We start from the raw sequence: 24,957 nt of genomic DNA on the forward strand, positions 1-24,957 counted from the left end.
GCAGGCAATATGCTGTCCCTAACAAACCTGCCGACTGTTTCGGCGCCAGTATCCGAACTTTTCGGCCTGATAAGGCTGGAAATTCCGGACCGATTCTGATAGCAAGGGGCTATGGACCCGCATTTGCGCGACCTGCGGTATTTCGTCGCCGTCGCTGAGGAACTGCATTTCACCAACGCCGCCCAGCGGCTGCACATCGCTCAACCCACCCTGTCGCGTCAGATCCGGCAGCTGGAACGTCAGCTCGACGTGGTCCTGTTCGACCGCAACCAGCGCAGTGTCGCGTTGACCGTCGCGGGCAAGGAACTGCTCGAAGGCGCACGCAAGATCCTGGAGTTGTGGGAGGTCACCAACGTCTCGCTGCAGGAGGCGGGCGAGGTGTTGCGCGTCGGCATCCAATCCACACTCGGGCGCGGTCTGCTCAGCGATCTGGAGAGCGCGAGCGGACATCGTCTCGCACTGCACGCGGCTTCCTGGACCGATCCCTCCAGCGGCCTGGCGGGTCGGCAGGCCGATCTCGCTCTGGTCTGGCTGCCGTTGCCGGACCAGAGCCGCTACCGGTGGCAGGTGCTGCGCACCGAACCGCGCTGGGTGCTGCTTCCGGAAAACCACCCGCTGGCGATCTCGGAGACCATCGAATTCGCCGATCTGCTCGACGAACCGTTCGTCGCACTGCCCACCGAAGCCGGTGCGGTGCGCGATTTCTGGCTCGGCAACGACGGGCGCGGCGGCCGGCCGCCGAAGATCGGCGCCGAAGCCGCGACCGCGGAGGACAAGCTGGAAGCCGTTAGCCTCGGCCTCGGCGTGTGCCTGCTCGCCGAGAACAACGTGCCGATGTACCGCTGGCCCGGGCTGACCGCGCGTCCCGTGTCGGGGTTGGCGCCGTGCGAGCTCGCCGTGGCCTGGCGGGCCGACGACAACCGGCCGACAATCCTGGAGTTCGCCGGACGAGCCGTCGATGGCGGGTTCGCGGCGCAGCAGTCGCCGGTCAGCGTCTGAACCGGCCCGGCGGGGTCTCGGGGGCGGTGCGCTGCCACGGACGGCGCGTCTCCAATTGCGCGGCCAGCCGTAGCAGGGTGGATTCGCTACCGGGTGGTCCCGCGAGCTGAGCGGCCACCGGCGTACCCGACCAGGAGTGCATGCCCATGGGAACGGAGGCCGCGGGCCAGCCGACCAGATTCCACAGCGGAGTGAAGGGTGCGAACCGCGCGCCGGCGAGCAGAGTGGCCGGACGATTGCGGAAGTGCCAGGCCCGCGCCGTCGGCGGCGGGGCGGCGAGCGTGGGAGTGATCACCACGTCGTAACGCTCGAAGAACTCCAGTAGTCGCGCCTCCACCCGGTCGATCTGGGCGGGACGCGCGAGCCTCAACCGATGCACCGTCCGGCCCAGAGCCACGCGGTGCCGGGCTCTCCGCGGTAGTCGGCCGGGTTGGAGTAGCGCGGGGGCCTCGCGGGCGCCGAGGGCCAGCCAGCGTAGCGAGGCCGCGAGCAGGGCGTTTCCGTACGGTAGCGCGGTCGGTTCCACCGAGTGGCCTGCCGCCGCGGCCACCGAGGCCGCCCTGCGCGCCGCGGCGGTCCAGCGGCGGTCGACGCGCAACAGGCGGGAAGGTGGATCCACCGCCAGCCCGATACGTAGTCGGCCGGGTGGATCCACCTCGGCTAGGTCCGGTCGCGCCGCCAGGACCGACAACGCCAGCGCGGCGTCGTCCACGCTTGTCGCGAGGACACCGTGCTCGACCAGGCTCGACCACGGGCCCGCAGCGGGGACCGTGTACTGCCCGGGCTTGATCCCGAAGATTCCACAGCACGCGGCCGCGACCCGCACCTCCCCCAGGCCGTCGCAGCAGTGCGCCACCGGCACCAGTCCGGCCGCGATCGCGGCTCCGGCCGCGCTACCCGCGTAGCGCGTGGGGTTCCACGGATTGCGGATGACACGCTCGGTGCCCACGCTGGTCACCCACCGACTCGGCTCGGGAGCCGCGACGAGGCCCATGACCACCGCTCCCGCGGCGCGCAGCCTGGCCACCACGGGGTGATCCGCGGCGGCCACCGGCCCCCACGGCATCGGCTCGCCCGCGAGGGGAACACCGTGCTCGACCACGACCGGGACACCGGCCAGGGGCAGCACGTCGAGGTCGTCGCGTTCCATCAGGCCGACCGACTCGGCCGTCGCCTGTTCGGCACGCAGGATGCTGAAGGCATGTCGTTTCCGGTCCGCCGCCGCGATCCGCGTCCCGGCATCCGCGGCCACTTGCCCGGGGTGCAGCAGGCCGTCTCGCACGCACGCCGCGATCGTCGCGGCCGGGCCGCGTTCGAGTGCGGTCTCGGCTTCCGGAGCGCCGTCGGGCCGCGCGTCTGCGACGGCTCCCAGCAGTCGGGCGGGCATCGGCTCGCCGGTCTTCGCGTTCGGAATGGCGGTGTGCGGAGCGGCGTTTCCCGCTGAGATCGAGCCGTCCGCCATGATTGCGGCCTCGTCGGACATGTGCTGGTCATCCCCCGTCGCGTCGTTGTCGAAATCGGGTGATCCACTGTCGAGCCGCAAGTTATCATTTCGAATACGGCACGGGGGATGATGGTGTCGGGTGTGGCGGAAATTTTCGGCACATCGGACAACAACCGGTGCGGATTCCGCGGCGTCCGCCGAGCCACTAGGTCCGAGCATGAGTGCGAACTCTGAGAGAAGGTCCGACCCCGACACGGGTATTTCCACCCGGCCGAGGAGTGGCGACCTGTCGCGTGCCGAATCCGACGCGGTGGCCGCGTTCACAGCGGAGTGGGAATCCACCCGGCGCCCACCGGCGATCGCCGAATATCTACCGGACGCCAGTACCTTGCGACGTGAGGCATTGCTGGAGCTGATCCGCGTCGACCTGCGCCATCGCTGGCTGCTTCGCCGCGGTAAAGGCGCGGGCACCGCGCCGGAACCGGCCGCGCGCATGCGCCTGACAGATTACTGCGCCGAATTCCCCGAACTCGCTTCCGACGATATTCCGGCCGGCTTGGTGTACGAGGAGTTCGTCATCCGCCGCCAGAGCGGCGAGCGGGTCGATCCGCGCGAATGCCTGCGCGAATATCCGCGGCAGGCGGAGCAACTGCGCGAGTTGCTGAACGCCGACGAAATCGACCAGAGCACCCGTCGCGCGACTCCGGAGGATTCCGTCTTGACCGCGGTCGCGCACAGCGACTCCGTTCTCGCCGACACCGTATTGAACCGAACCGCGGGGTCTGCTCGTGATTCCGAGGTGACCAGAACGACCGCCGCCGATCTGACGGGTACGGCCACCGCCGTGCCCACGACGATCGGGACCGGGCCGGGCCGCTCCGACCCGCTCGACCGGATCGAGATCGGTCAGCGGATCGACGACTTCGATCTGCTGACCGGTCTGGGCAGCGGTGCGTTCGCCCGGGTCTTCCTCGCGCGGCAGCGCTCGCTGCAACGGCTGGTCGCGGTGAAGATCTCCAGCGATCACGGCACCGAGCCGCAGACGCTGGCCCAGCTCGACCACGACTACATCGTGCGGGTCTTCGACCAGCGGCTGCTGGACGACGCCGAGGGCGCCGCGCGCCGGCTGCGGCTGCTCTACATGCAGTTCCTGCCCGGAGGCACGCTGCTCGGCGTGCTGCGCTGGGTGCGCGCGACCCCACCCGAGGAGCGCAGCGGCAGGCTTCTGCTGGACGCCGTGGACGCGGCGATGGAGGAGAAGGGCGAGATCCGGCCGACCGACTCCAGCGTGCGCGCCGAGATCGCGGCGCTGAGCTGGCCGGAGACGGTGGCGTGGCTGGGCCGCAGGCTGGCCGAGGCGCTGGACTACGCCTCCTCGCACGGCGTGCTGCACCGCGACGTCAAACCGGCCAATGTCCTGCTCACCGCCGAGGGCGTGCCGAAACTCGCCGACTTCAACATCAGCTTCAGCCGCAACGTGGAGGGCACCAGCCCGGTGGCCTACTTCGGCGGATCACTGGCCTACATGTCACCGGAACAACTGGAGGCCTGCCATCCCAGTTTCGGCCGCAGTGCCGCCGACCTGGATACCCGCGCCGACATCTATTCGCTCGGCGTGGTGTTGTGGGAGCTGCTCACCGGTGCGAAGCCGTTCGACGACCGCACGGCGGGGGCGGGTGACCAAGGCGACGACACCACGCTGGAGGCCATGCTGGAGCGGCGCAGCAGCGGCGTGGACGAGACCGCGCTGCAGCGGGTTCCGGCCGACTGTCCCGCCGCGTTGCGGCGCATCCTTTTGACCTGCCTCGCCCCCGAGCGGGCCGACCGGTGGTCCAGCGGCGCGATCCTGGCCAGGCAGCTGGAGATGTGCCTGGACGAACGCGCGCGAGAATTGGTCGACCCCGCGCCGAACAGCTGGCGGCTGCGGCTGCGCCCCTACATCGTTCCGGTGGCGCTGGTGGCGATGGCGCTGCCGAATGTGCTCGCCTCGCTGTACAACATCCAGCACAACCAGCACCTGATCATCAGCCGGATGACCGAGGAGGCCCAGCAGACCTTCCTCATCATCACCGGCGTGGTGAACGCGATCTTCTTCCCGACCGGCATCGCACTCGTGCTGTATATGGCGAGATACGTGCTGACGGTGCCGCGCGGCCTACGCAAAGGACGAAGATACGATCCGGGAACCCTGCGGCGTGCCAGACGCGATGCGTTGCTGATGGGCGATCGGGCCGTGGCCGTGGCCTTCTCGCTGTGGGTGCTGGCCGGACTGATCTTCCCGATCGCGCTACAGGTGTCGACGGGAGATATATCGGCACAGGCCGTGGTGCACTTCTTCTCCTCGTTGGTGGTGTGCGGCGCGATCGCGGTCGCCTATCCCTTCTTCCTGCTGACGTTCTACCTGGTGCGGTGCGTCTATCCCTTGTTCCTCCGGCACGGCGACATCAGCCCCGAGGACGCGGTCTGGCTGCGCGGCCTTGACCGGCGCTGCAACGGCTACCTCGCGGTGGCCGCCTCGGTGCCGCTGCTCGCGGTCACCGGGGTGACCTTCCTGCCCCCGTCCGACATCCCCTCGGTCATCGTCGCGGTTCGGCTGCTGTGTGTGGGCGGCATAATCGCGTTCGTGGGCACCTATCTGCTGTTCCGTGCGCTGGAAGCGGACCTACGGGCGCTGGAGCGGGTGGTCGATCCGGAATCCGCCGAATCGGGGGCCGCCGAGGGCCGACCCGCCCGATCGACCGCGACCGCCGTGGAGACCGACACGTGAGTTTGCCCCGCACCGATGCCGTCGCCCGCTTCTCCGCCGACTGGCAGCGCAGTCTCCATGGTGATCGCTTGCCGCCGCAGATTCGCGACTACGTACCCGACGGCACGCAAGTTCGCCTGGGGGTACTCGTCGATCTGATCCGGGTGGATCTGCGGCGACGCTGGGAGCGCGAAGGGCTCGGCAAACGGATCGCCGACTATCGCGAGGAATTCCCCGATGTGGAGACCAGCTCCGAGTTGGTCGACCTGCTGTGCGAGGAATTTCTGGCGCGTCGCGGACGCGGACCGCTGCCGCTGGAGGACTTCCTCGCCGAATACCCGGACCTCGCCGGCGCGGTCCGCGAGCACCTCGCCGATCTCGCCGCCGACGACGCCCACCCGGACGCCGACTCGAGCGAAGCCCTCGCCGCGCTCGCCGATCTCGCGCCGGGCCTGCGGATCGATGACTTCGACCTGCTCACCGACCTGGGCGCGGGACTGCTCGGCCGGGTCTTCCTGGCCAGGCAGCGTTCCATGCAACGGCTGGTCGCCGTCCGGTTCTCGGCGGGCCGGGCGGGCGCGGCGCACACGATGGCCCAGCTCGACCACGCCCACATCGTGCGGGTCTTCGACCAGCGAGTACTCAGCGCCGACGCCGCACAGGCCCTGACCATCGCGGGTCCTCCCGCGAATGGCCGCCACACCGCGGCGAACGCCGCCATCGCCGCGCCGCGCCTCGACCTCGACGCCGCGGCCGTCCCGTCCAGCCGGACGAGCCGCCCCGGCGACGACGACACCATCGTGGCGCCGACAACCCGAACGACGAGCCACCCCAGCGACGACGAAACGGTCCCCGGCCCGCGCACGCACGGCGCCGAGAGGCGCGCCCCGACCGTCACTGGTGACGCGACAGCCACCGCGCCAGAAGGTATCGATGACGAGACCGTGGTCAGCGCGCCCGATACGACCGCTGCGGTCCGCCCACGCAGTGCTCTGATTCCCGATTCCGGACGATCGGCCGAACCTCGTGACGCCGCCGCGGTTCCGGCTCATCCGGACGCGGTGACCGAGCGATCGAGCGATCCGGACGCGACCATCGCGGTCCCTCCGGACGACATCGCATCCGCGCCCCCGCGACCGCCCCTCGCACCGGAGTCCAGGACGACCGCCCTCCCGCGTCTGGTCTACATGCAATACCTCCCCGGCGGCACGGCGGTCGACCTGCTCGAGCAACGCCGTCGCGGCCCCGTGACCGACGGCGGCGCCCTGCTCCTGCGCGCGGTGGACACCGCCATGGAGGCCAAGGGCGAGATCCGGCCGTCGGATTCGAGCGTGCGCGCCGAGATCGCGCGGCTGAACTGGCCGGAGACCGTGGCGTGGGTGGGCAGGCGGCTGGCCGACGCGCTGGATTACGCCGCACACCATGGCGTGCTGCACCACGACATCAAACCGGCGAACGTGCTGTTCACCGCGGAGGGCATTCCCAAGCTGGCCGATTTCGCCCTCGGTGAGGTACCTGGGCGCACCGCGCCGCACGGTCCCGGCGGGACCGACGCACTGGTCTACCGCTCTCCGGAGCAGCTGAGCCGCTACCTCGACCCCGACGCGCCCGCCCCCGGCGACGCCAGCGACGTCTACTCCCTCGGTGTGCTGCTCTGGGAAATGCTCACGGGCGCAACCCCCTTCGACGATCCGCCACTGGAGCAGAACAGCCCCGGCACCGAGACGTACACGCGGATGCTCGCGGAGCGACGCGGCGGCGTCTCGGCCGCGGCGCTCGCGCGCCTGCCGGAAGACACGCCGGCCACGCTGCGCCGCGTACTGCTGGACTGTCTGCACGAAGACCCGCAGCGGCGCTGGCGCGGCGGCGCCGAACTCGCGGGACAACTCGACCTCTGCCTGGACACCCGCGCGCGCGACCTGGTCGATCCCCCGCCCGGCAGCCTCGCCCACCGCGCCCGCGGGTGGCTGCTTCCGGTCGCGGCGCTGTGCGTCGGCGTGCCGAACGTGCTGGCCAGCTTCTATAACATCCAGCTGAACCAGACCCTGATCATCGACCGGATGTCGACCGCGGACCAGGAGAAGTTCACGGCGGTCGGATTGATCAACAACCTCATCGCGTTCCCGGTCGCCGCGCTGCTGCTGTTGTTCATGACCCGGCGGCCGCTCGCCATCTCCTACCGCCTCGGCCGTGGCGACGGCTACTCCGCGCGCACGCTCGCGAAAGCACGCCGCGACACCTTGCTGATGGGTGACTGGGCGGTGTGGATACCCTTCGGCTTCTGGCTGGTCGCGGGCATCGTCTGGCCGCTCGGGCTGGCCTTCTCCGGAGTCGACCTGCCGCGTGGCACCTTCTTGCACTTCTTCGCCGCGCAGATCGTGTGCGCGGCGATCGCGCTCGCCTATCCGTTCTTTCCGATCATGGTCTACTCGGTGCGCGCGATCTATCCACAGCTGCTGGTGCGCGGCGGTATCGGTCCCGACGACGAACGCCAGCTCCGCGCGCTGGCCAGGCGCGGCAGCTTCTACCTCGGTGTGGCGGCATCGGTTCCGCTGCTCGGCGTGGCGAGCGCGACCTTCGTCGAGGCCGACGACCTGGAGCTGGTGATCGTTCCGGTGCGTGTGCTGAGCGTGGGTGGCATCCTGGCATTCGTGCTGACCTATCGACTGTTCCGGCTCCTGGAAGCGGATCTGCTCGCGCTGGCCAGGGCGATTCCCCAGCGGACGCGATGACCACACCCCGCCCGCTGGGACGGCTGGTGAACCTGTCGCACGTCCACGATCCGGTCACCACACCGCTGTACCCGGAGGATCCGGAATTCCGCACCGACATCGTGGCCACGATCGCGAACGACGGCTACCTCCTGCGCTATATCCAGCAGGGCGAACACACCGGAACCCATTGGGGTGCGCCGATTCATTTCCGTGCGGACGGACTGGCCGCCGACGAACTCGACCTCGACGATCTGCTGCTGCCCGCGGTGAAGATCGATCTCCGGCAGCGCTGCGCGAACGATCGCGACTACGCGATCACGGTCGACGATCTGAAGCGGTGGGAGGCCGAGCACGGCCGGATCCCGGACAGCGCCGCGATCGTCGCCTGGACCGGGTGGGACGCCAAGTGGGGCACGCCGGAGTTCGTCGGCACGGGCGAATCAGCCGGTCGGCAACCCGGTTTCGCGGTGCAGACGGTGGAATGGCTGCTGCGCGGCGGCAGGCTCGGCCGCCGCGGCGCGCTTGGCATCGACACGTTCGGCCCCGACGTGGGCACCGACGAGACGTACGCGGTGTCGAAGCTGCTCTACGGCGAGCACCGGATCAGCTTGGAATGCTTGGCGAACCTGGCGGCACTGCCCGCAACCGGGGCGTGGGTGCTGGTGGGCGGACCGCTCTATCGCGGCGGTTCCGGTTCGCCGGCAACGATTTTCGGCATCCTGCCCGGATGAGGTCTCAGCCGCCGTAGACCTTGGGGTTGAGGGTGCCGATGTAGGGCAGGTCGCGGTAGCGCTCCGCGTAGTCGAGGCCGTAGCCGACGACGAATTCGTTCGGGATGTCGAATCCGACGTGCGCGACCTCCACCGGCGTGCGTAGCGCGTCGGGCTTGCGTAGCAAGGTGACCACCTCGAGCGAAGCCGGGTTACGGGTGGACAGGTTGCGCTTGAGCCACGACAGCGTGAGCCCGGAGTCGATGATGTCCTCGACGATCAGGACGTTGCGGCCCGCGATGTCCTTGTCCAAGTCCTTCATGATGCGCACCACACCCGAGGACGAGGTCGACGACCCGTAGGACGAGACGGCCATGAACTCCATCTGGGTCGGGATCGGCAGGGCCTTGGCCAGGTCGGTCATGAAGAAGATCGCGCCTTTGAGCACGCCCACCAACAGCAGATCGCCCTCCGGAGCGTCGGGTGGATACCGCTTGGCGATGAGTTCGGCCAGCTCCTGGGTCTTGGCGGCGATCTGTTCCGCGGTGATCAGCACCGACGCGATGTCATCCCCGTACACGTCAGCTGGATTCCCTTCCGTGGTGGTGAGCCCGTTCGGCCGGTTCGGTCTGCGTCATCGGTCCGATGCCAGCCTCACCCAGCCGCAGTGTCAGCCTGCCATGTTCGCGCCCCGCGACCAACCTGCTACCCGGCCTGCCGCCGCCGACCGCGACGCCGCCCTGTCCGCGCCAAGCCGTAACCAGTTCGTCGACTGCCTGTAAATGCTTGGTGGTCAGGGCTTTCGCACCGTGCTCGAGCAGCCATGCCCGAATCGCCCGTTTTCGCAGAGCCGCGGGTGCAGTGGCGAGGGTCTCGATCACCAGCGCCCGCCCATCACCGGCGGTGTGCCGCAGCTCGGCGGCGAGCGCGTCGAGAACCGCCCCGTCCTCCCGCAGTTGTTCGGCCGTACGCGCCAGCGCCGGGGCCACCCCGCCGCCGAGGATCTGCTCCAACAGCGGCAACGCCTCGGTGCGTAGCCGGACCCTGGTGAACTCCGGCGCCACGTTGTGCGGGTCGTCGTGCGGCGTCACGCCCAGATCGGCGCACACGCGCCGGGTGGTCTCCCGGCGCACGCCGAGCAACGGCCGCCCCCACGGCTCGGCGTACGCGGACATCCCTTGGATCGAGCGGCCACCGGAGCCGCGTGCGAGCCCGAGCAGCACCGTTTCGGCCTGGTCGTCGAGGGTGTGCCCGAGCAGCACCGGAAGACCGTGGCGCGCGGAGTCCAGCGCGGCATACCGCGCCCGGCGCGCGGCGGCTTCCACACCGCCCTCGGTGCCGACCTGGACCGCGAGCACGCGCGCGGACCGGCAGCCGAGGGCGAGTGCCTGTGCCGCGGCCTCGGCGGCGACGGCGCCGGAACCGGGTTGTAGGCGATGATCCACCACCAAGGCGTCGACCGCGCCCGTCTCGACCACTGCCGCCGCGGTGAGGGCCAGCGAATCCGCGCCGCCGGACAGCGCCACCGCGACCGCCTGCTCCTCGGTCTCACGCGGCCCGAACCCGCTCAGCCAATCCCGGACCGCTCGACGAACGGCCAGCACAGCGGCGGTCTCGGGCAATCGCCGGGCGGCGGACGGCCGCCCGGATCCGGATGTCCCGCTCTCCGGCCCGAAGCGCCCGGGTGTCGTTCCTGGCGCACGCCCCATGGGCGCAGCCTACCGGCCGACCGCGCACGGCGAGTCGCCGCCGAGCCGGGAACCCTCGTTCAGTCCAGTACTCGTTCGATCCAGCGCTGCGGCTGCTCGATCTCGTCGGTGCGCGGCAGCGTGTCGGCTTCGGTCCACACCGTGTTGAACCGCGTCATCCCGACGGTGGCGACCACCTCATCGACGAATTTCTTGCCACGCACGTACTGGGCGACCTTCGCGTCCACGCCGAGCAGCGCGCGCAGGAGTCGCTGCACCGGGTTGGTCGGACGCCTGCGGCGCTGGTCGAACGCGGTGCGGATCTGCTCGACCGACGGGACGACCGCGGGACCGACCGCGTCCATGACGTGATCGGCGTGCCCCTCCAACAGGGTGCCGAGCATGAGCAGGCGGTCCAGCGCCGCACGCTGCGGCGGCGCCTGGGTGGCACGCAGCAGCCCGACCACACCGCGCGCGGCCGGGTCGTCGGGGGCGGTTCCGCGACGGCGATCGCGCACCTCTTCGACCAGCCGGGACAGCATGTCGCTCACCGGCTCGTCACCGGCCTCGCCGAGTACCTCGACGTTCGCGCGCATGTATTCGCCGAGCCAGGGCGCGGAGGAGAACTGCACCCGGTGGGTCACCTCGTGCAGGCACACCCACAGCCGGAAATCGCTCGCCGACACCCCGAGCGCCCGCTCCACCGCGACGATGTTCGGCGCGACCAGCAACAGAGTGCCGTCCGGCCCCGTGAACGGGTCGTATTGACCGAGGATCGCGGTGGAGAGGAAGGCGAGCATGGCGCCCGCCTGCACCCCGGCGGGTTTACCCGCGAGGAGCTTGCGGTCGGCCTGCGCCTCATCCGCCCCGGTGAGCTGGGCCATCGAGTCGGCGGCGGCCGTGATCCACCCCGGACGGTCGACGATTCTGGCCGCCGGGACCGGCCGGTCGTCCAGCAACCCGCTGACCTCGCGCACCGGCGCCTCGGCCCGCACGGAGGCATCGGCGAGCTCGGCGACCACCTGCTCGGCCGAATAGCGCGACGTGCGCGGACCCGCGGGCACCAGAACGGAGCCGGTCCGCGCGGCCAAACGCCAATCGACCACGCCGGACAAGCCCGAGCGCGGTTTTCGCCGCTCGACCGTGCCGGCGGAGCCGAAATCGGCTGTCTCGGAACCTTGCTGGGTCATGATCAACCACCCGTCACGAGCATCCACAGTTTCGCAGCGTGCCTGCGATCGCGTCCAACGCGGGCCTGCTCACCTCCGGTGGTCGATCGTTCGACATCAGTGCGAAGGTCAGCACCCGCCCATCGGCGTCCAGCACATATCCGACCAACGCGCTGGAGACCGACAGAGTTCCGGTCTTGGCTCGCACCCAGCCCGCCGCCTGACGATCCCGGGTGACGTAGCGGCTGGTCAGCGAGCCCGTGGCACCGGCGACCGGCAGGTTGTCGAGCATCGGCGTCAAGGTCGCCGCGACCCGGCCGTTCTCGGGCTGGGCCTTGGTGCCTGCCGGTCGCACCGCCGTGGCGCCGGTGGGCTGGGCCGCGGTCGCCACGACCCGGTCGAGCAATCGCGCGGGAATCCGGTCGTCTACCGAAAGCCCGCTGCTGTCGTGCATATCCAGGCCGGACAGATCGAAACCGGCCTTGCTCAGCGCCGTGCGCACCGCGGTGACCCCGCCGGTGAACGAGGCCTCGCCGCCGGTGGCGGTCGCGATCTCCCGTCCGATCGCCTCGGCGAGCACGTTGTCGGAGTAGACCATCATGTCGCGCAGCCGGTCGCGCAGCGGCGCCGAACGCACCGAGGCGACCTCGGCCGCGCCCGCGGGGGCGGCGCCCGCCCGGACCCGCGCCGGGTCGAGCCCCAGTTCGGTGGCCAGCCGCCGTCCCGCGTCCAGAGCGGGCGTCGCGGTGCGCGGCGAGTACTCGACTAGCGGTTGCAACCGGCCGCCGTCGATCATCACTGGCTCGATCGGGGCGATGGACCCCTCGGGGATGTCGACCGGGTCCCAGCCCTGCGCCATGGTCGGGCCGGTGTAGGCGGAGAGGTCGACGACGATCGTGTCCACCGCGCGGCCCGCGGACTTGATCTGGGTGACCAGGTCGGACAGACGCGGTCCGTTCGGGTAGTACCCCTTGCCGTCCGGCTGCGCGGTGAGCGTCGGATCGCCGCCGCCGACCAGCACCAGTTCGTTCGGCGCCGCACCGGCGACCACCTTCGTGGTCACCCGTTGCTCGGCGGGCAGCGTGAGCAGAGCGGCCGCGGTGGTGAGGATCTTGGCGGTGGACGACGGGATCATCGGCCGGTTCGCGTCGCCGCTCCACAGCACCGTCCCGCTGTCGGCGTCGGTCACCTGGCCCGCGAACGCGCCGAGGTCCGGATTGGCGATCACCGGGGCCAGCGCGGCGGCGATCCCGGCGGAACTCGGCGCGGAATCGGTGGGCCGGGCCGGGACGACCTGCCCGGACGGCTCGGTCGGCGCGGGCGGGGCGGCGATGGTCAGACCACCGTGCCGGAACTCCTCGGTCCACGGCCGCACCGCGAGCAGTGCCACCGCGGCGGCCACGGCCAGCACGACCAGCACGGTCGAGATCAACAGCCATCTGTTGCGGCGCCGCCGGGCGGCCAGCCCACCGATGTTCTCGTTGCCACCAAACACGTCGCCGCCGCTCTCCTGACCGATTCCCGCAGCAGCCGCCTGCCGCACCCATGTCCCCGACGACCACACTATCCTCGTTGCGCAACCGTTCCCCTGAACAACCTGGCGAGTCGGCGCACTCCGCAGCGGCCGAGTCGGCAGTCGCCGAATAGCAGCCGAGTCGCAGAACTCGGCACCGATGCACGAAGGAGATGGCGTGGAGTTCGACGTCACGATCGAGATCCCCAAGGGTTCCCGGAACAAGTACGAGGTCGATCACGAGACCGGCCGGGTCCGGCTCGACCGGTTCCTGTACACGTCCATGGTCTATCCCGCCGACTACGGCTACATCGAGAACACCCTCGGCGAGGACGGCGACCCGCTGGACGCGCTGGTCCTGCTGCCCGATTCGGTGTTCCCCGGCGTGATCGTGGAGGCCAGGCCGGTCGCCATGTACAAGATGACCGACGAGGCGGGCGGCGACGACAAGATCCTGTGCGTGCCCGCGGGCGACCCGCGCTGGGACCACATCCAGGATCTGAAGGATGTCCCTGAGTTCGAGCTGGCCGCGATCAAGCACTTCTTCGAGCGCTACAAGGATCTCGAGCCCGGCAAGTTCGTCAAGGGCTCGGAGTGGGTCGGGCGGGCCGAGGCCGAGGCCGAGGTGCAGGCGTCCATCCAGCGGTTGAAGGACCAGGGCGGACACTGAAGCCCTTCGGGCACAACGAAAGCGGGGAGTCCGGCAGACACCGGACTCCCCGCTTCGCGGTCGGGGTCACGAAAGGCGAAAAGGGACACCCGGAATCCGGATGCCCCTTCTCTGTGACAGGTGGCTCAGTAGTAGATGTACAGGTCGTAGCCGTCCCAGGTCTCGATGCACTCCCAGTAGTAGCCGCCGGTGCTCGGCGACTCGCCGTCGGCCCGGCACGCGCTCAGCGTGGCGTAGGTGCCGACGTAGGTGCCGCCGTAGGCGACCTCCTGGTAAACCGGTGCGGCGGAGGCCGAAGCGGCCGTCGACACCCCGGCGACGGCAGCGGTGGCCAGCAGACCAGCGGCGAAGAAGGACTTGATACGCATCGCTCTTGCTCCTGAATGCGAGATGAAATTTTTGACACCTCAAACGATATGGGCGATCGGCATCTCGCACAGCCACCCCTAGGGTGAGGGCAACGCAACCCTGAGGCGAATCACCTTGCCCACCCTCGATACCCACCCTTGGGGTCGGTGACGGCGCACTCGCCCGGGTGCGAGCGCGCCGCCGGTGTCAGTGGCCGCGGAATTCGGGGGCGCGCTTCTCGAAGACGGCCTTGACCGCCTCGGCGAGATCCTCCGACGGCAGGAACGCGGAGTTCCACGCGGAGACGTAGCGCAGGCCCGCGGCGATCTCGTCCTTGCGCCGCTGCTCCAGCACGTCTTTGACGCCCTGCACCACCAGCGGCGGGTTCGCTGCGATCTCCCGCGCGGTGGCGTGCGCCGCGTCCAGCACCGCGTCTTGGTCGGGGAAGACGTCGTTGACCAGGCCGATCTTCTCCGCGCGCGCGGCGTCGATGTCCTTGGCGGTGTAGGCGAGTTCGCGCAGGTGTCCCTCACCGATGATGCCGGGCAGCCGTTGCAGCGAGCCGACGTCGGCGACGATCGCGACCTTCGCCTCGCGCAGACTGAACTTCGCCTCCGCGCTGGCGTAGCGGATGTCGGCCGCCGCGATGAGATCCAGCCCGCCTCCGATGCACCAGCCGGACACCGCCGCGATCACCGGCTTGCGGCAGTCCGCCACGGCCGTGATCGCGGCCTGCATCTTGCGCACGTCGACGAGGAAGTCGGTGCGAGGGGCGGCCAGCGCGCGATCGGCCAGCAACGGGCCGAACGTGCCGCTCATCGCGGGCAGGTCCAGACCGTAGGAGAAGTGTTTGCCGGAGCCGGTCAGCACGATCGCGCGCACCTCCGGATCGGCGTCCAGCGCCTGGAACACTTCCGGCAGCTCGCGCCAGAAGTCGGGACCCATCGCGTTGCCCTTGCCGGGGCCGATCAACGTCACCTGCGCGACGTGATCCTTCGTTTCGACGGTGAAAGCCTGCCAATCTGTCATTTGTACAGCGTATCGAGACAAATCGGAGCCCATGTCCCGACCCGGTGATGCGCGACTCGGAAAGAAAACCTCGCCGCGTGTAAACCCTGCGCAAATTCGCAATGGTGTACTGGTCCGCGGTGGACAGAACAGCGGATCATGAGCAAGTCAGCAAACCTCATTCACCGGCTTCGGAGGACGTCATGCTGATGCATCGCGGGATCGGTCTCGACCGCTTCAACGAAATGCCACGCGGCCGCGCGGTGCACGCGCTGTACGAGTGCTGCTGCAACGTCACGTGGGCCGCGACACTGGCCGACGCTCGCCCCTATTCCGATCGGGACGCGCTGCTGAGCAAGGCCGATGTCGAACTGCTCGCGCTGTCCCAGCGGGACGTCGACCGCGCCTTCGAAGGGATTGCGCACGAACCGGTCTCGGCGCGAGACGTGACCGAACTCGCGCGGATAACCCGTGGGCGGATCGCCGGGATGCTCGGCCCGGCCGAGGGCTATCCGGAATACTGAGCCGACCGCGTGACTTCCCCGGCGTCCCGACCGCAATCGCTCTACCCTGGTGGGATGCGCAGGTCGTCATTGCCACCGGTCGCCTGCCGGGTCGCGGACACCCTCATCTCCCGGGGCCATCACGGTCTCATCGTGGCCCAGCCGGAGCCCACCCACACCGCCGACGACGCCGCGCGGGCGCTCGGCGTCGACGTGGGCGCGATCACGAAGTCACTGGTGTTCCTGCTCGACGACGACCCGGTGTTGCTGCTGGTCTCGGGGGCGCACCAGGTCGACCTGGAGAAGACCGGCGCGCGTCTGGAAGGGACGCTGACCCGCGCCCCCGCCGACATGGTGCGCCAGGTGACCGGTCAGCCCATCGGCGGCGTCGCGCCGGTCGGCCACCCGACCAACCTGCCCACTTGGGTCGACAACGCGCTGGCGCACCATCGGGAGGTATGGGCGGCGGGCGGGCATCCGAACACCATTTTCCGCACGTCGTTCCCGGAATTGCTGCGGATCACTGCGGGTCTTCCGATCGACGTCGACTAACTGGCGCCGGCGTCGCGAGATCGTGCCGGAGGCCGCGAAACTTCGATACTCGATGTCCGCCCGGTCCAGCGACAACCGGGGTCGCGTTCGACATGTGCCACCGCCGCGGGCCGTGAGACCCGCGTAGTTTCGTGTTGTGACCGAAGCACCACGGCCCGAGACGGAACTACAGGTTCCGGACGATCTGAGCGGCATCACTGCGGAGCAATATCGCGCGTCGATGCGCCACTATCCGGCCGGCGTCACCGTCGTCACGCTGCGTTCTCCGCAGGGGCCGGTCGGCTTCACCGCGACTTCCTTCGCCTCGCTGTCGCTGGACCCGCCGCTGGTGTCGTTCAACATCGCGCACACCTCCTCCAGCCTGTCCGGCATGTTGGACGCCGAGTCCGTCGTCATCCATTTCCTCGGCGAGCACCAGCAGCACCTCGCCCACCGGTTCTCCCGCAGCGCGGAGGAGCGCTTCACCGACCGGTCTCTGTGGACCGCCCTCGACACCGGCGAACCGGTCCTGCACGGCACCCCGATCTGGCTGCGCGCCACCGTGCACCAACTGATCCCCATCGGCGACCACACCTTCGTCGTGGGGTTGGTCACCCGGGTACATGACAACACCGATGAGAAGCCCTCCGCCGCTCCGCTGCTGTACTACAACGGCCGCTACTACCGGCCGACCGCACTCGGCGACTGATCCGAGTTCGCTACGCCACCCTCGGCCGCACCTGCACCACCAACTCGGCGTCGAGCGCACGGGCCAGCCGCTCCAGCACAGGAAGGCTGGGCACCGTCCCACCCGCCTCGAACCTGGCGACCGCGGACTGGGTCATACCTGCGGCATCGGCCAGCCCGGTCTGACTCCAGCCCCGCTCCTCGCGCATCCGCCGAATTGTCCGCCCCAGTTCATAAGCCAACCGAGCCGCTTCGTAAGCCTCCGCAGCGCCGGGTTCCTTCATCCGGCGGTTCCTGATTTCCGCCCAATCACCACGCTCAGCCATTGATCTCATCCTCCTCGGCCGTATGCCGCTCCGCGATGCAGCGGTCGAGCGCTCGTCGCGCTCGCTCGACCTCGGCATGCTCCCGCATCCTCGTCTTGACGAATACGGTCAGCATCACGATCCGACGACCAGGTGCAATCCAGTAGGTGAGCCGGACCGCGAAACTGTCCAAATAGAACCGCAGTTCCCGCAGCTTACCGTCCAGCTGCCGGGTATACGGCTCGCCGAGCAGCGGTCCCTTGTCCCCGAGCAAATCGATGTAGAACGCCACCCGGGCGAATGCGACCGAGGGGAGCCTTTCCACCCAATCGCGCACCTCCGGTTCCAACTCCACAATACCCCAACCCATAGCATCAATGCTATATCGCCTGGGAGCCTTAGTACCCTTTTCGACGAGATCGAGGAACAAGCGTCGTTTCAGCCCACCAGGCAGGGAGCCGCGCCGGTGGGGGCGGTGGAGGTGAAGGGGCGCGTTTCGGGAGTCGGGTTCCATACGCCGTTCTCGGCGGCGTAGTTCCAGGTGGGGCCCGTCGCCACGAGGGTGGCGATCGCATCGATCAGGCGGTCGACGTCGGCGGAGGTGGTGCCGAGGCCGATGCTCGCGCGCAGGGCGCCGTCCAAGCCGAGGCGGGTGAGCAGCGGGTGGGCGCAGAAGCGTCCGTCGCGGACGCCGATACCGTGTTCGGCGGAAAGAAAGGCGGCGACCTGGCCGGGGGCGAAATCGTCCAGGGTGAACGCGACGATGCCGACGGAGTCGGGGCTGTCGGTCCAAATGCGCAACAGCCGAACGCCAGGAATCTCGGCCAAGCCGTCGCGGAGACGGTCGGCGAGTCGAAGTTCGTGCGCGGCAAGGGTTTCGGCGTCGATGGCACAGAGCGCGTCACAGGCGGCGGCCAGCGCGGCGGCGCCGAGCACGTTCGGCGACCCGGCTTCGTGCCGCTGCGGAGCGGGCGCCCACTCGGCCGCGTCGGTACTCACCTCACGCACCGCGCCCCCGCCCGCGAGGTAGGGCCGCGCCGCGTCGAGCCAATCCCGTCTGCCCACCAGCACACCCGAGCCGAACGGCGCGTACAGCTTGTGGCCGGAGAACGCCAGATAGTCGATTCCGCTGGCGCGCAGGCTGATTCGACGATGCGGAGCCAGCTGTGCCGCGTCGACCAGGATTCGGGCGCCGCACTGGTGCGCGACGGTGGCCAGCCGCTCCAGCGGAAGCACCTCGCCGGTCACATTCGACGCACCTGTCACCGCGAGCAGTGCGGCGGGCCTACTGCACAGTTCGGCGACCAGCCTGCCGATGGTCTCCTCCACCGTGTCGGCGGCCTGCACGACCCGCCTGCCCTGCCTGGTCCAGGGCAGGAAGTTGGCGTGGTGCTCGATGTCGAGCACCACGGTGTCGCCGGGCACGCAGGACGCGAGCAGGTTCAGCGAGTCGGTGGTGTTGCGGGTGAACACCACCACTTGGTCGTCGGCGGCGTCGAGGAACCGGGAGACCGACCCGCGGGCGGCCTCGTAACACTCGGTGGAGATCCGGGAGGCGTAGCCCGCGCCGCGATGCACGCTCGCGTAGTACGGCAGCAACTGCTGCACCCGGTCGGTGACCTGCGTCAACGCCGGCGCGCTCGCCGCGTAGTCGAAGTTGGCGTAGGTGGCCGTTCCGCCTTGCACCAGCGGAACGAGCAATTCGTCGCCGGAGACCCGGGCGAGAGCGGCACAGGTGTTGTCGACAGTGGTAGTCATCACGTGAATCCCGTCGGCTCAGGGACCCGCAATCGCATGATTCGTCGAGTCCGCGCTTGCCGCGCCCGGTCGGGCGGCGGCCGGGTCGTCACCCGGAGCACCCCACCGCGGAGGAGGGTTGCCGGCCAGCAAGCCGGGGCTTCGCGCTGGCACTCATGACCTGACCCGAGGGTGGCAGAAGCGCCCCGGCGCTGTCAACCACGTTCGACCCCGAGTCCCCATGAGCACCGCGTGGAGATAACCACCAGGCGTGAGCCTTTACAAGCATCCCGACGACAGCGCGCGAGCCGCTGCCTCGGGATCCCACGCGCCCCTCGGCAACTGACGCCTTCGACCGCGCTCCGAGGCGGCGGACCGGTCGCCGGCGCCACGAGCCTCGACGCCGCACGCGCCCATCCCGAGGTCCGCACCGCTTCGATGAGCGGAATCACACCCGCACACGAGCGATCTCCCGGCGAACCCGAGGGTCGACGGACCGACCAGCGATTGCCCTGTCGCGGCGGCGAATATCGATCCCACCTGCAACGACGCGCAGGACGCCCGCCGATCCGGCGTCCACTCCGGTGAACAACGAACGACGACAACCCCGGGTACCGTGGACAACTGGCCATCGTGGCGTTTGCCCTTTGGTAACCCAGCTATGACACAACAACGGGAAAGTGTGAGGCGAGTCGATGGGAGGTGCGCAGAGCACCATGCTCGAGATAGACGTCGACGCGCCCGCGGGCCCGTTGTCGCGCGGTGACCGCGCGCCGGAGGCCAGGACACTGGTCGACATCCTGACCGCGACGGCGCTCGCCCACCCCGACGCCCCTGCCATCGATGACGGCCGAGTAGTGCTCTCCTACCTGGAGCTGGTCGTCGAGATCGAGAAGACCATGGCCCGTCTCGCCACCGCTGGTGTGCGACCGGGCGACCGGGTCGGCGTACGCATACCGTCGGGTACCCGTGAGCTCTACGTGACCATCCTCGCCGTCCTGTACTCCGGCGCGGCCTACGTGCCGGTCGACGCGGACGACCCGGACGAGCGCGCCCAACTGGTCTTCGGCGAGGCGCAGGTCACCGCGATCGTGACCGCGGCGGGCATCGAGACCACCGCCGCGGGCATCCGTGCGGCGGAAGAGCAGCGCGAGGAAAGCTGGTCGACGCTGCCGACTCCCCGCGATGACGCTTGGATCATCTTCACCTCGGGTTCCACCGGCACCCCGAAAGGCGTTGCCGTCACCCACCGCAACGCGGCCGCCTTCGTCGACGCGGAAGCCGACCTGTTCCTTCAGGACGCCCCGATCGGCCCGAGTGACCGTGTACTCGCCGGATTGTCGGTCGCCTTCGACGCGTCCTGCGAGGAGATGTGGCTGGCCTGGCGCAACGGCGCCTGCTTGGTGCCCGCTCCGCGTGAGCTGGTGCGCACCGGCGCCGATCTCGGTCCCTGGCTGGTGCGGCGGCGGATCACCGTGGTCTCGACCGTCCCGACCCTGGCGGCGACCTGGCCGGTCGAGGCGCTGGAGGCGGTGCGCCTGCTCATCTTCGGCGGCGAGGCCGTCCCGCCGGAACTCGCCGAGCGTCTCGCCGGAAACGGTGATGTGGCGCGCGAGGTGTGGAACACCTACGGCCCCACCGAAGCCACGGTCGTCGCCTGCGCCGCGCGGTTGGACGGTCAGTGGCCGATCCGAATCGGATTGCCGCTCAACGGCTGGGATCTGGTCGTCGTCGATGCGGCGGGTAACCCGGTGGCCGAGGGGGAATCCGGCGAACTGGTGATCGGCGGCGTCGGGCTGGCCCGCTACCTCGACTCGGCCAAGGACGCCGAGAAGTACGCGCCGCTGGCCTCCGTCGGCTGGGAGCGCGCGTATCGCAGCGGCGACCTGGTGCGCAACGACAGCGCAGGTCTGGTCTTCCTCGGCCGCGCCGACGATCAGATCAAGCTGGGCGGGCGGCGCATCGAACTCGGCGAGATCGATAACGCTCTGCAACGCCTGCCCGGAGTCACCGGCGCCGCGACGGCCATCCGCACCACAAAAGCGGGCAACAAGCTACTGGTCGGCTATCTGACCGGACCCGGACCGGATTTCGATGCCAAGGCCGCGCGCGCGGTCCTCGCCGGACAGTTGCCCGCGCCGCTGGTGCCCCGGCTCGCGGTGGTCGACGAACTGCCCACCCGCACCTCCGGCAAGGTCGACCGCGACGCGCTGCCCTGGCCGCTGCCCAACGCCGCCGAGGACGACGACGACAACGACCTGACCGGCACGGCCCTGTGGATCGCCGGACTCTGGGACGCCATCCTCGGCGCGGAGGTCGGCGATCTCGACGCGGACTTCTTCGACCTGGGCGGCGGTTCACTCGCGGCGGCCCAGCTGGTCACCGCCTTGCGCGAACGGTATCCGCAGATCGCCGTCGCGGACGTCTACGACCATCCCCGCCTGGGCGCGCTCGCCGAGCTGCTGGAGCAGACCACGCCCACCGTGGCCGTCGCCGACCGGACCGTGCGGCCGACGCCACCGCTCGCGCAAGCCGCGCAGGTACTCGCCACCATCCCGCTCACCACCCTCACCGGCCTGCAGTGGCTCACCTGGCTGGCGATCGTCGGCAACATCGCGGCCTGGTCCGGGTCGCTGCCATGGCTGCCACAGCTGTCCTGGTGGTGGACGCTGGTCGCGTTCCTGCTGTTCATCTCGCCGCTCGGCCGGATGACGATCTGCGTGGCGGGCGCGCGGCTGCTGCTGCGCGGCGTCCGGCCGGGGCGCTATCCGCGCGGGGGCTCGGTGCATCTGCGGTTGTGGGCGGCCGTGCGCCTGTCCGAGGCCAGCGGCGCGGAGAATCTGTCCGGCGCCCCCTGGATGGTGCCGTTCGCCCGCGCGCTCGGCGCGAAGATCGGCAAGGGGGTCGACCTGCACAGCCTCCCGCCGGTGACGGGGATGCTCGAACTGGGCGATGGTTGCAGCGTGGAGCCGGAGGTCGACCTGTCCGGCTACTGGATCGACGGCGACGTGGTGCATCTCGGCCCGATCACCGTCGGCCCCGGCGCGGTGGTCGGCTCGCGCTCGATCTTGTTGCCCGGCACGAAGATCGGCAGGAACGCCGAGGTGGCGCCCGGCTCCGCGGTGGCGGGCAAGGTGAAGGCGGAACAGGAGTGGGCCGGTTCGCCCGCGGTGAAGGTGGGCAAGGCCCAGCACCGCTGGCCCGCGCACACGCCGGCTCGAGCCCGCCGCTGGGTCGGCGTCTTCGGTGTCACATCGATGGCGCTGGCCGCCATGCCGATTCTCGGCATCGGCGCCGGTGGCGCGTTCCTCGCCTGGTTCGTTCGCGACACCCGCACGCTCGCGGGCGGCGTCGCGCGCGCATTCGCCGTGCTTCCCTTCGCGACCCTGCTCAGCCTGGGCGTCTACGCCGCGGCGACCATCGTCGCGGTCCGGCTGCTGAGCATCGGCCTGACCGAGGGCTATCACCCGGTGCGCAGCCGGGTCGGCTGGCAGGCATGGGCCACCGAGCGCCTGCTGGATTCCGCACGCACTTTCCTGTTCCCGCTGTATGCCAGCCTGCTCACCCCGCTGTGGCTGCGCTTGCTCGGCGCGAAGGTGGGCAAGAGCGTCGAGGCCTCCACGGTGCTGCTGCTGCCGAAGTTCACCACCGTCGCCGACGGGGCGTTCCTGGCCGACGACACCATGATCGCCGGTTACGAACTCGGCGGCGGCTGGCTGCACATCGGTGCGGCCAAGGTCGGCAAGCGCGCCTTCCTCGGCAACTCCGGCATGACCGCCCCCGGGCGACGGGTCCCGAAGAACGGGCTGGTCGCGGTGCTGTCGGCGGCGCCGTCCAAAGCGAAACCCGGCTCGTCCTGGCTGGGCAGCCCACCGGTCCGGCTGCGCCGCGCCACGGAGAACGCCGACACGGCGCGCACCTTCGATCCGCCCGCCCGCCTGCGCGTCGCCCGCGGCATCGTCGAGACGTGCCGCTTGATCCCGGTTCTGGTGACCTTCGCGATCGGTCTCGGCGTGCTGTGCACCCTCGCGTGGCTCGCGCAAACCTTCGGCCACCTGACCGCCGGGCTGCTCAGCGGACTGGTGCTGCTGGCGGCGGGCGGCGTCGCGGGGGCGACCTCGGTGGCCGCCAAGTGGTTGCTGGTGGGGCGGATCCGCGCCGAGGAGCATCCGCTGTGGAGTTCGTTCGTCTGGCGCAACGAGGTTTCCGACACGTTCGTGGAAACGGTTGCCGCACCATGGTTCGCGCGCGCGGCGACCGGGACGCCCGTCCTGAACCTCTGGCTTCGCGGTCTCGGCGCAGGCATCGGGCGCGGGGTATGGTGCGAGTCCTACTGGCTACCGGAGGCGGACCTGGTGACTCTCGGCGACGGCGCGACCGTGGAACGCGGATGTGTGGTGCAGACCCACCTGTTCCACGACCGGATCATGGCCATGGACACCGTCACCCTCGGCGCGGGCGCCACCCTCGGTCCGCACTGCGTGGCACTGCCCGCCTCGACGCTCGGCGACGGCGCGACCATCGGCCCGGCTTCCCTGGTCATGCGCGGCGACGCGGTGCCCGCCTCGACGCGCTGGTGGGGCAACCCGATCGCGCCCTGGTTCACGGGCGATCCCGGGGCACGCTGATGGCGGGCAAGTTCTACGAAGCCCCCATCGACGAGTACCTCCCGCAGAACGGCAACCGGGGGTATCGCGTTTCCCGGTACGAGCTGGAACTGGCCTATCGGGTATCCGCCAACCGGCTCACCGGGCGCGCCGAGATCACCGCCGTGACCACCGAGGCGCGCACCCGGTTCGCACTCGATCTCGGCCAAGCGCTGAGCGTGTCGAAGGTGTCCGTCAACGGGATCAAGGCCGCGAAATTCGCCCATCAGCACGGCAAGTTGGTCGTGACGCCGCAACAGCGGATTCCGGCGGGCGGCGTGCTCGCGCTGGTGGTGCAGTACGGCGGCACCCCGAAACCGGTGCGCGGGCCGTGGGGCGAGGTCGGGTGGGAAGAACTCACCGAAGGCGCGATCGTGGCCAGTCAGCCCAATGGCGCGGCGTCCTGGTTCCCGTGTGACGACCACCCGAGTTCCAAGGCCAGCTACCGGATCTCGATCACCACCGATTCGCCCTATTACGCGGTGGCCAACGGCACCCTGCTGCGCAAGCAGACCAAGTCCAGTCAGACCACATGGGTGTACGAGCAGGCCGAGCCGATGTCGAGCTACCTGGCCACCATCCAGATCGGTCACTACCGCAAGCACCGCATCGGTTCTTCGCAGGCGGTGCCGATGCAGGCGATCCTGCCCGCGCGGCTGCGCGCCAACTTCGACCACGACTTCGCTCGTCAGCCGAGGATGCTCGAGGTCTTCAGCGAGAAATTCGGCCCCTACCCTTTCGCGGACTACACCGTCGTCGTCACCGACGACGAACTGGAGATCCCGATCGAGGCGCAGGGCATCTCCATCTTCGGCGCCAACCACTGCGACGGCCGCCGCGGCGCGGAACGACTGGTCGCGCACGAGCTGGCCCACCAGTGGTTCGGCAACAGCCTGACCATCCGGCAGTGGCGGGACATCTGGCTACACGAAGGCTTCGCCTGCTACGCGGAATGGATCTGGTCGGAGGCCGCGGGCGGGCCGACCGCCGATCAGCTGGCCCGCGCCGCACGGCACAACCTGGCCCGCGAGCCCCAGGACATCGTCATCGGCGATCCGGGACCGCAGCGGATGTTCGATGACCGCGTCTACAAGCGGGGTGCGCTCACCCTGCACGCTTTGCGCCTGGAACTCGGCGACTCGACCTTCTTCGACCTGCTCCGGGAATGGACCATTCGCTACCGCCACTCGTCGGTGACCACCGAGGAATTCACCGACCTGGCCGGGCACTACAGCCTGGTGTCGCTACGCCCACTGTGGGACAGCTGGCTGCTCGCCGAGCGACTACCGCAGCTGCCCCCCTACGGCGGCGCATCGACGGCCTGATCAGAACACCAGATAACGCGCGGCGAGTTCCTCGACCAGCGGATCGTCCTCCGGCACGTTGGCCAGCGCGTCCAGATCGGTCTCCACGGCGATCTGCCGGGGGTCGTCGTGCTCGGTGTCCCGGGGGTCCTCGATGAGCTGGCGCAGCAGTTTCTGCTGCACCCTGGTCTTCAGCGAATCTCTCATACCTTGGGGCTGCCCGTACATTCGCGTG

21 protein-coding genes and 1 riboswitch are annotated in these 24,957 nt (G+C 69.6%); of the genes, 10 read left to right on the forward strand and 11 right to left on the reverse strand.

Annotated elements, in window-relative coordinates; genetic code table 11:
* Positions 1-111 precede the first annotated feature (111 nt).
* The gene (locus ACWESM_RS07300) at positions 112-999 is read left to right on the forward strand and encodes a LysR family transcriptional regulator (RefSeq protein WP_355079169.1); all 888 of its coding nucleotides are present in this window, start codon (positions 112-114) and stop codon (positions 997-999) included.
* Here the strand turns inward: ACWESM_RS07300 and ACWESM_RS07305 are convergent.
* Entirely contained in the window at positions 989-2,482 is a 1,494-nt protein-coding gene (locus ACWESM_RS07305; RefSeq protein ID WP_452491109.1) for an amidase, read from the reverse strand. The two genes, ACWESM_RS07300 and ACWESM_RS07305, sit on opposite strands and share 11 nt — an antisense overlap.
* Before the next feature lie 178 nt (positions 2,483-2,660).
* On the opposite strand from ACWESM_RS07305, the gene ACWESM_RS07310 reads away from it, so the two are divergent.
* From ACWESM_RS07310 to ACWESM_RS07320, 3 genes are read left to right on the forward strand one after another with little or no spacing between them, the layout of a single operon-like run.
* On the forward strand, positions 2,661-5,210 hold the full coding sequence (locus ACWESM_RS07310; protein ID WP_397275280.1) for a serine/threonine-protein kinase: 2,550 nt from the start codon (positions 2,661-2,663) through the stop codon (positions 5,208-5,210).
* Complete coding sequence (locus ACWESM_RS07315; RefSeq protein WP_397275282.1) at positions 5,207-7,921, forward strand: protein kinase domain-containing protein; 2,715 nt, start codon at positions 5,207-5,209, stop codon at positions 7,919-7,921. The genes ACWESM_RS07310 and ACWESM_RS07315 overlap by 4 nt, the downstream gene beginning before the upstream one ends.
* Positions 7,918-8,634, forward strand: coding sequence for a cyclase family protein (locus tag ACWESM_RS07320; protein WP_355079177.1), 717 nt, complete (start codon positions 7,918-7,920; stop codon positions 8,632-8,634). The genes ACWESM_RS07315 and ACWESM_RS07320 overlap by 4 nt, the downstream gene beginning before the upstream one ends.
* Positions 8,635-8,638: 4 nt before the next feature.
* Here the strand turns inward: ACWESM_RS07320 and hpt are convergent, their stop codons facing one another.
* Genes hpt through ACWESM_RS07340 form a run of 4 tightly spaced genes read right to left on the reverse strand, consistent with a single transcriptional unit; the run spans position 8,639 to position 12,944 of the window.
* Positions 8,639-9,193, reverse strand: a complete 555-nt coding sequence (gene hpt / locus ACWESM_RS07325; protein ID WP_039794624.1) for a hypoxanthine phosphoribosyltransferase — start codon at positions 9,191-9,193, stop codon at positions 8,639-8,641.
* A gap of 1 nt (position 9,194) precedes the next feature.
* Complete coding sequence (gene tilS / locus ACWESM_RS07330) at positions 9,195-10,322, reverse strand: tRNA lysidine(34) synthetase TilS (protein ID WP_364436008.1); 1,128 nt, start codon at positions 10,320-10,322, stop codon at positions 9,195-9,197.
* A gap of 59 nt (positions 10,323-10,381) precedes the next feature.
* Positions 10,382-11,491 (reverse strand): zinc-dependent metalloprotease, encoded by a 1,110-nt coding sequence (locus tag ACWESM_RS07335; protein ID WP_356963538.1) that lies wholly within the window; start codon positions 11,489-11,491, stop codon positions 10,382-10,384.
* 13 nt (positions 11,492-11,504) lie between these two features.
* Positions 11,505-12,944 (reverse strand): D-alanyl-D-alanine carboxypeptidase/D-alanyl-D-alanine-endopeptidase, encoded by a 1,440-nt coding sequence (locus ACWESM_RS07340; protein ID WP_452491132.1) that lies wholly within the window; start codon positions 12,942-12,944, stop codon positions 11,505-11,507.
* Positions 12,945-13,161: 217 nt separating this feature from the next.
* Here ACWESM_RS07340 and ACWESM_RS07345 point away from each other — a divergent pair, with 217 nt between their 5' ends.
* Positions 13,162-13,653, forward strand: coding sequence for an inorganic diphosphatase (locus ACWESM_RS07345; RefSeq protein ID WP_355079184.1), 492 nt, complete (start codon positions 13,162-13,164; stop codon positions 13,651-13,653).
* A gap of 125 nt (positions 13,654-13,778) precedes the next feature.
* Here ACWESM_RS07345 and ACWESM_RS07350 read toward each other — a convergent pair whose 3' ends face one another.
* Together ACWESM_RS07350 and ACWESM_RS07355 are read right to left on the reverse strand one after the other, a co-directional pair.
* The gene (locus tag ACWESM_RS07350; RefSeq protein WP_067794586.1) at positions 13,779-14,021 is read right to left on the reverse strand and encodes a hypothetical protein; all 243 of its coding nucleotides are present in this window, start codon (positions 14,019-14,021) and stop codon (positions 13,779-13,781) included.
* A gap of 187 nt (positions 14,022-14,208) precedes the next feature.
* Complete coding sequence (locus ACWESM_RS07355; RefSeq protein WP_452491110.1) at positions 14,209-15,030, reverse strand: crotonase/enoyl-CoA hydratase family protein; 822 nt, start codon at positions 15,028-15,030, stop codon at positions 14,209-14,211.
* Positions 15,031-15,212: 182 nt separating this feature from the next.
* Here ACWESM_RS07355 and ACWESM_RS07360 point away from each other — a divergent pair, with 182 nt between their 5' ends.
* From ACWESM_RS07360 to ACWESM_RS07370, 3 genes are all read left to right on the forward strand, one after another.
* Positions 15,213-15,533, forward strand: coding sequence for a 2-oxo-4-hydroxy-4-carboxy-5-ureidoimidazoline decarboxylase (locus ACWESM_RS07360; RefSeq protein WP_355079187.1), 321 nt, complete (start codon positions 15,213-15,215; stop codon positions 15,531-15,533).
* A gap of 54 nt (positions 15,534-15,587) precedes the next feature.
* A complete protein-coding gene (locus ACWESM_RS07365; protein WP_356963536.1) occupies positions 15,588-16,064 on the forward strand; it encodes a YbaK/EbsC family protein in 477 nt (158 codons plus the stop codon).
* A gap of 136 nt (positions 16,065-16,200) precedes the next feature.
* A complete protein-coding gene (locus ACWESM_RS07370; protein WP_364438364.1) occupies positions 16,201-16,752 on the forward strand; it encodes a flavin reductase family protein in 552 nt (183 codons plus the stop codon).
* Positions 16,753-16,762: 10 nt separating this feature from the next.
* Here the strand turns inward: ACWESM_RS07370 and ACWESM_RS07375 are convergent, their stop codons facing one another.
* The 3 genes from ACWESM_RS07375 to ACWESM_RS07385 all read right to left on the reverse strand — a co-directional run bounded on the left by ACWESM_RS07375 (position 16,763) and on the right by ACWESM_RS07385 (position 18,793).
* Positions 16,763-17,134 carry a helix-turn-helix domain-containing protein gene (locus ACWESM_RS07375; RefSeq protein ID WP_355079193.1) on the reverse strand — a complete coding sequence of 124 codons (372 nt, stop codon included), beginning with the start codon at positions 17,132-17,134 and terminating at the stop codon, positions 16,763-16,765.
* Positions 17,049-17,405 carry a type II toxin-antitoxin system RelE/ParE family toxin gene (locus ACWESM_RS07380; protein WP_355079195.1) on the reverse strand — a complete coding sequence of 119 codons (357 nt, stop codon included), beginning with the start codon at positions 17,403-17,405 and terminating at the stop codon, positions 17,049-17,051. The genes ACWESM_RS07375 and ACWESM_RS07380 overlap by 86 nt, the downstream gene beginning before the upstream one ends.
* A gap of 68 nt (positions 17,406-17,473) precedes the next feature.
* Positions 17,474-18,793, reverse strand: a complete 1,320-nt coding sequence (locus ACWESM_RS07385; protein ID WP_452491111.1) for an aminotransferase class V-fold PLP-dependent enzyme — start codon at positions 18,791-18,793, stop codon at positions 17,474-17,476.
* A gap of 47 nt (positions 18,794-18,840) precedes the next feature.
* Positions 18,841-18,954, reverse strand: a riboswitch (SAM riboswitch).
* Between the two features lie 534 nt (positions 18,955-19,488).
* Here ACWESM_RS07385 and ACWESM_RS07390 point away from each other — a divergent pair.
* Positions 19,489-23,400 (forward strand): Pls/PosA family non-ribosomal peptide synthetase, encoded by a 3,912-nt coding sequence (locus tag ACWESM_RS07390; protein WP_452491133.1) that lies wholly within the window; start codon positions 19,489-19,491, stop codon positions 23,398-23,400.
* Positions 23,400-24,743, forward strand: coding sequence for a M1 family metallopeptidase (locus ACWESM_RS07395; protein WP_397275291.1), 1,344 nt, complete (start codon positions 23,400-23,402; stop codon positions 24,741-24,743). Before ACWESM_RS07390 ends, ACWESM_RS07395 begins: the two co-directional genes overlap by 1 nt.
* On the opposite strand, the gene ACWESM_RS07400 is transcribed toward ACWESM_RS07395, so the two are convergent.
* The gene (locus ACWESM_RS07400; protein ID WP_355079203.1) at positions 24,744-24,929 is read right to left on the reverse strand and encodes a hypothetical protein; all 186 of its coding nucleotides are present in this window, start codon (positions 24,927-24,929) and stop codon (positions 24,744-24,746) included.
* Positions 24,930-24,957: the final 28 nt, after the last annotated feature.

The organism is Nocardia sp. NPDC003999 (assembly GCF_053604885.1).

Excerpts from the sequence above, each read along its gene's own strand:
- ACWESM_RS07335 (WP_356963538.1), bottom strand. The coding sequence starts at position 11,491 with ATGACCCAGCAAGGTTCCGAGACAGCCGATTTCGGCTCCGCCGGCACG.
- ACWESM_RS07305 (WP_452491109.1), bottom strand. The coding sequence starts at position 2,482 with ATGTCCGACGAGGCCGCAATCATGGCGGACGGCTCGATCTCAGCGGGA.
- ACWESM_RS07400 (WP_355079203.1), bottom strand. The coding sequence starts at position 24,929 with ATGAGAGATTCGCTGAAGACCAGGGTGCAGCAGAAACTGCTGCGCCAG.
- ACWESM_RS07360 (WP_355079187.1), top strand. The coding sequence starts at position 15,213 with ATGCTGATGCATCGCGGGATCGGTCTCGACCGCTTCAACGAAATGCCA.
- ACWESM_RS07365 (WP_356963536.1), top strand. The coding sequence starts at position 15,588 with ATGCGCAGGTCGTCATTGCCACCGGTCGCCTGCCGGGTCGCGGACACC.
- ACWESM_RS07390 (WP_452491133.1), top strand. The coding sequence starts at position 19,489 with ATGCTCGAGATAGACGTCGACGCGCCCGCGGGCCCGTTGTCGCGCGGT.
- ACWESM_RS07350 (WP_067794586.1), bottom strand. The coding sequence starts at position 14,021 with ATGCGTATCAAGTCCTTCTTCGCCGCTGGTCTGCTGGCCACCGCTGCC.
- ACWESM_RS07395 (WP_397275291.1), top strand. The coding sequence starts at position 23,400 with ATGGCGGGCAAGTTCTACGAAGCCCCCATCGACGAGTACCTCCCGCAG.
- ACWESM_RS07310 (WP_397275280.1), top strand. The coding sequence starts at position 2,661 with ATGAGTGCGAACTCTGAGAGAAGGTCCGACCCCGACACGGGTATTTCC.
- ACWESM_RS07380 (WP_355079195.1), bottom strand. The coding sequence starts at position 17,405 with ATGGGTTGGGGTATTGTGGAGTTGGAACCGGAGGTGCGCGATTGGGTG.
- ACWESM_RS07320 (WP_355079177.1), top strand. The coding sequence starts at position 7,918 with ATGACCACACCCCGCCCGCTGGGACGGCTGGTGAACCTGTCGCACGTC.
- ACWESM_RS07355 (WP_452491110.1), bottom strand. The coding sequence starts at position 15,030 with ATGACAGATTGGCAGGCTTTCACCGTCGAAACGAAGGATCACGTCGCG.
- tilS (WP_364436008.1), bottom strand. The coding sequence starts at position 10,322 with ATGGGGCGTGCGCCAGGAACGACACCCGGGCGCTTCGGGCCGGAGAGC.
- ACWESM_RS07385 (WP_452491111.1), bottom strand. The coding sequence starts at position 18,793 with ATGACTACCACTGTCGACAACACCTGTGCCGCTCTCGCCCGGGTCTCC.
- ACWESM_RS07300 (WP_355079169.1), top strand. The coding sequence starts at position 112 with ATGGACCCGCATTTGCGCGACCTGCGGTATTTCGTCGCCGTCGCTGAG.
- ACWESM_RS07375 (WP_355079193.1), bottom strand. The coding sequence starts at position 17,134 with ATGCCGAGGTCGAGCGAGCGCGACGAGCGCTCGACCGCTGCATCGCGG.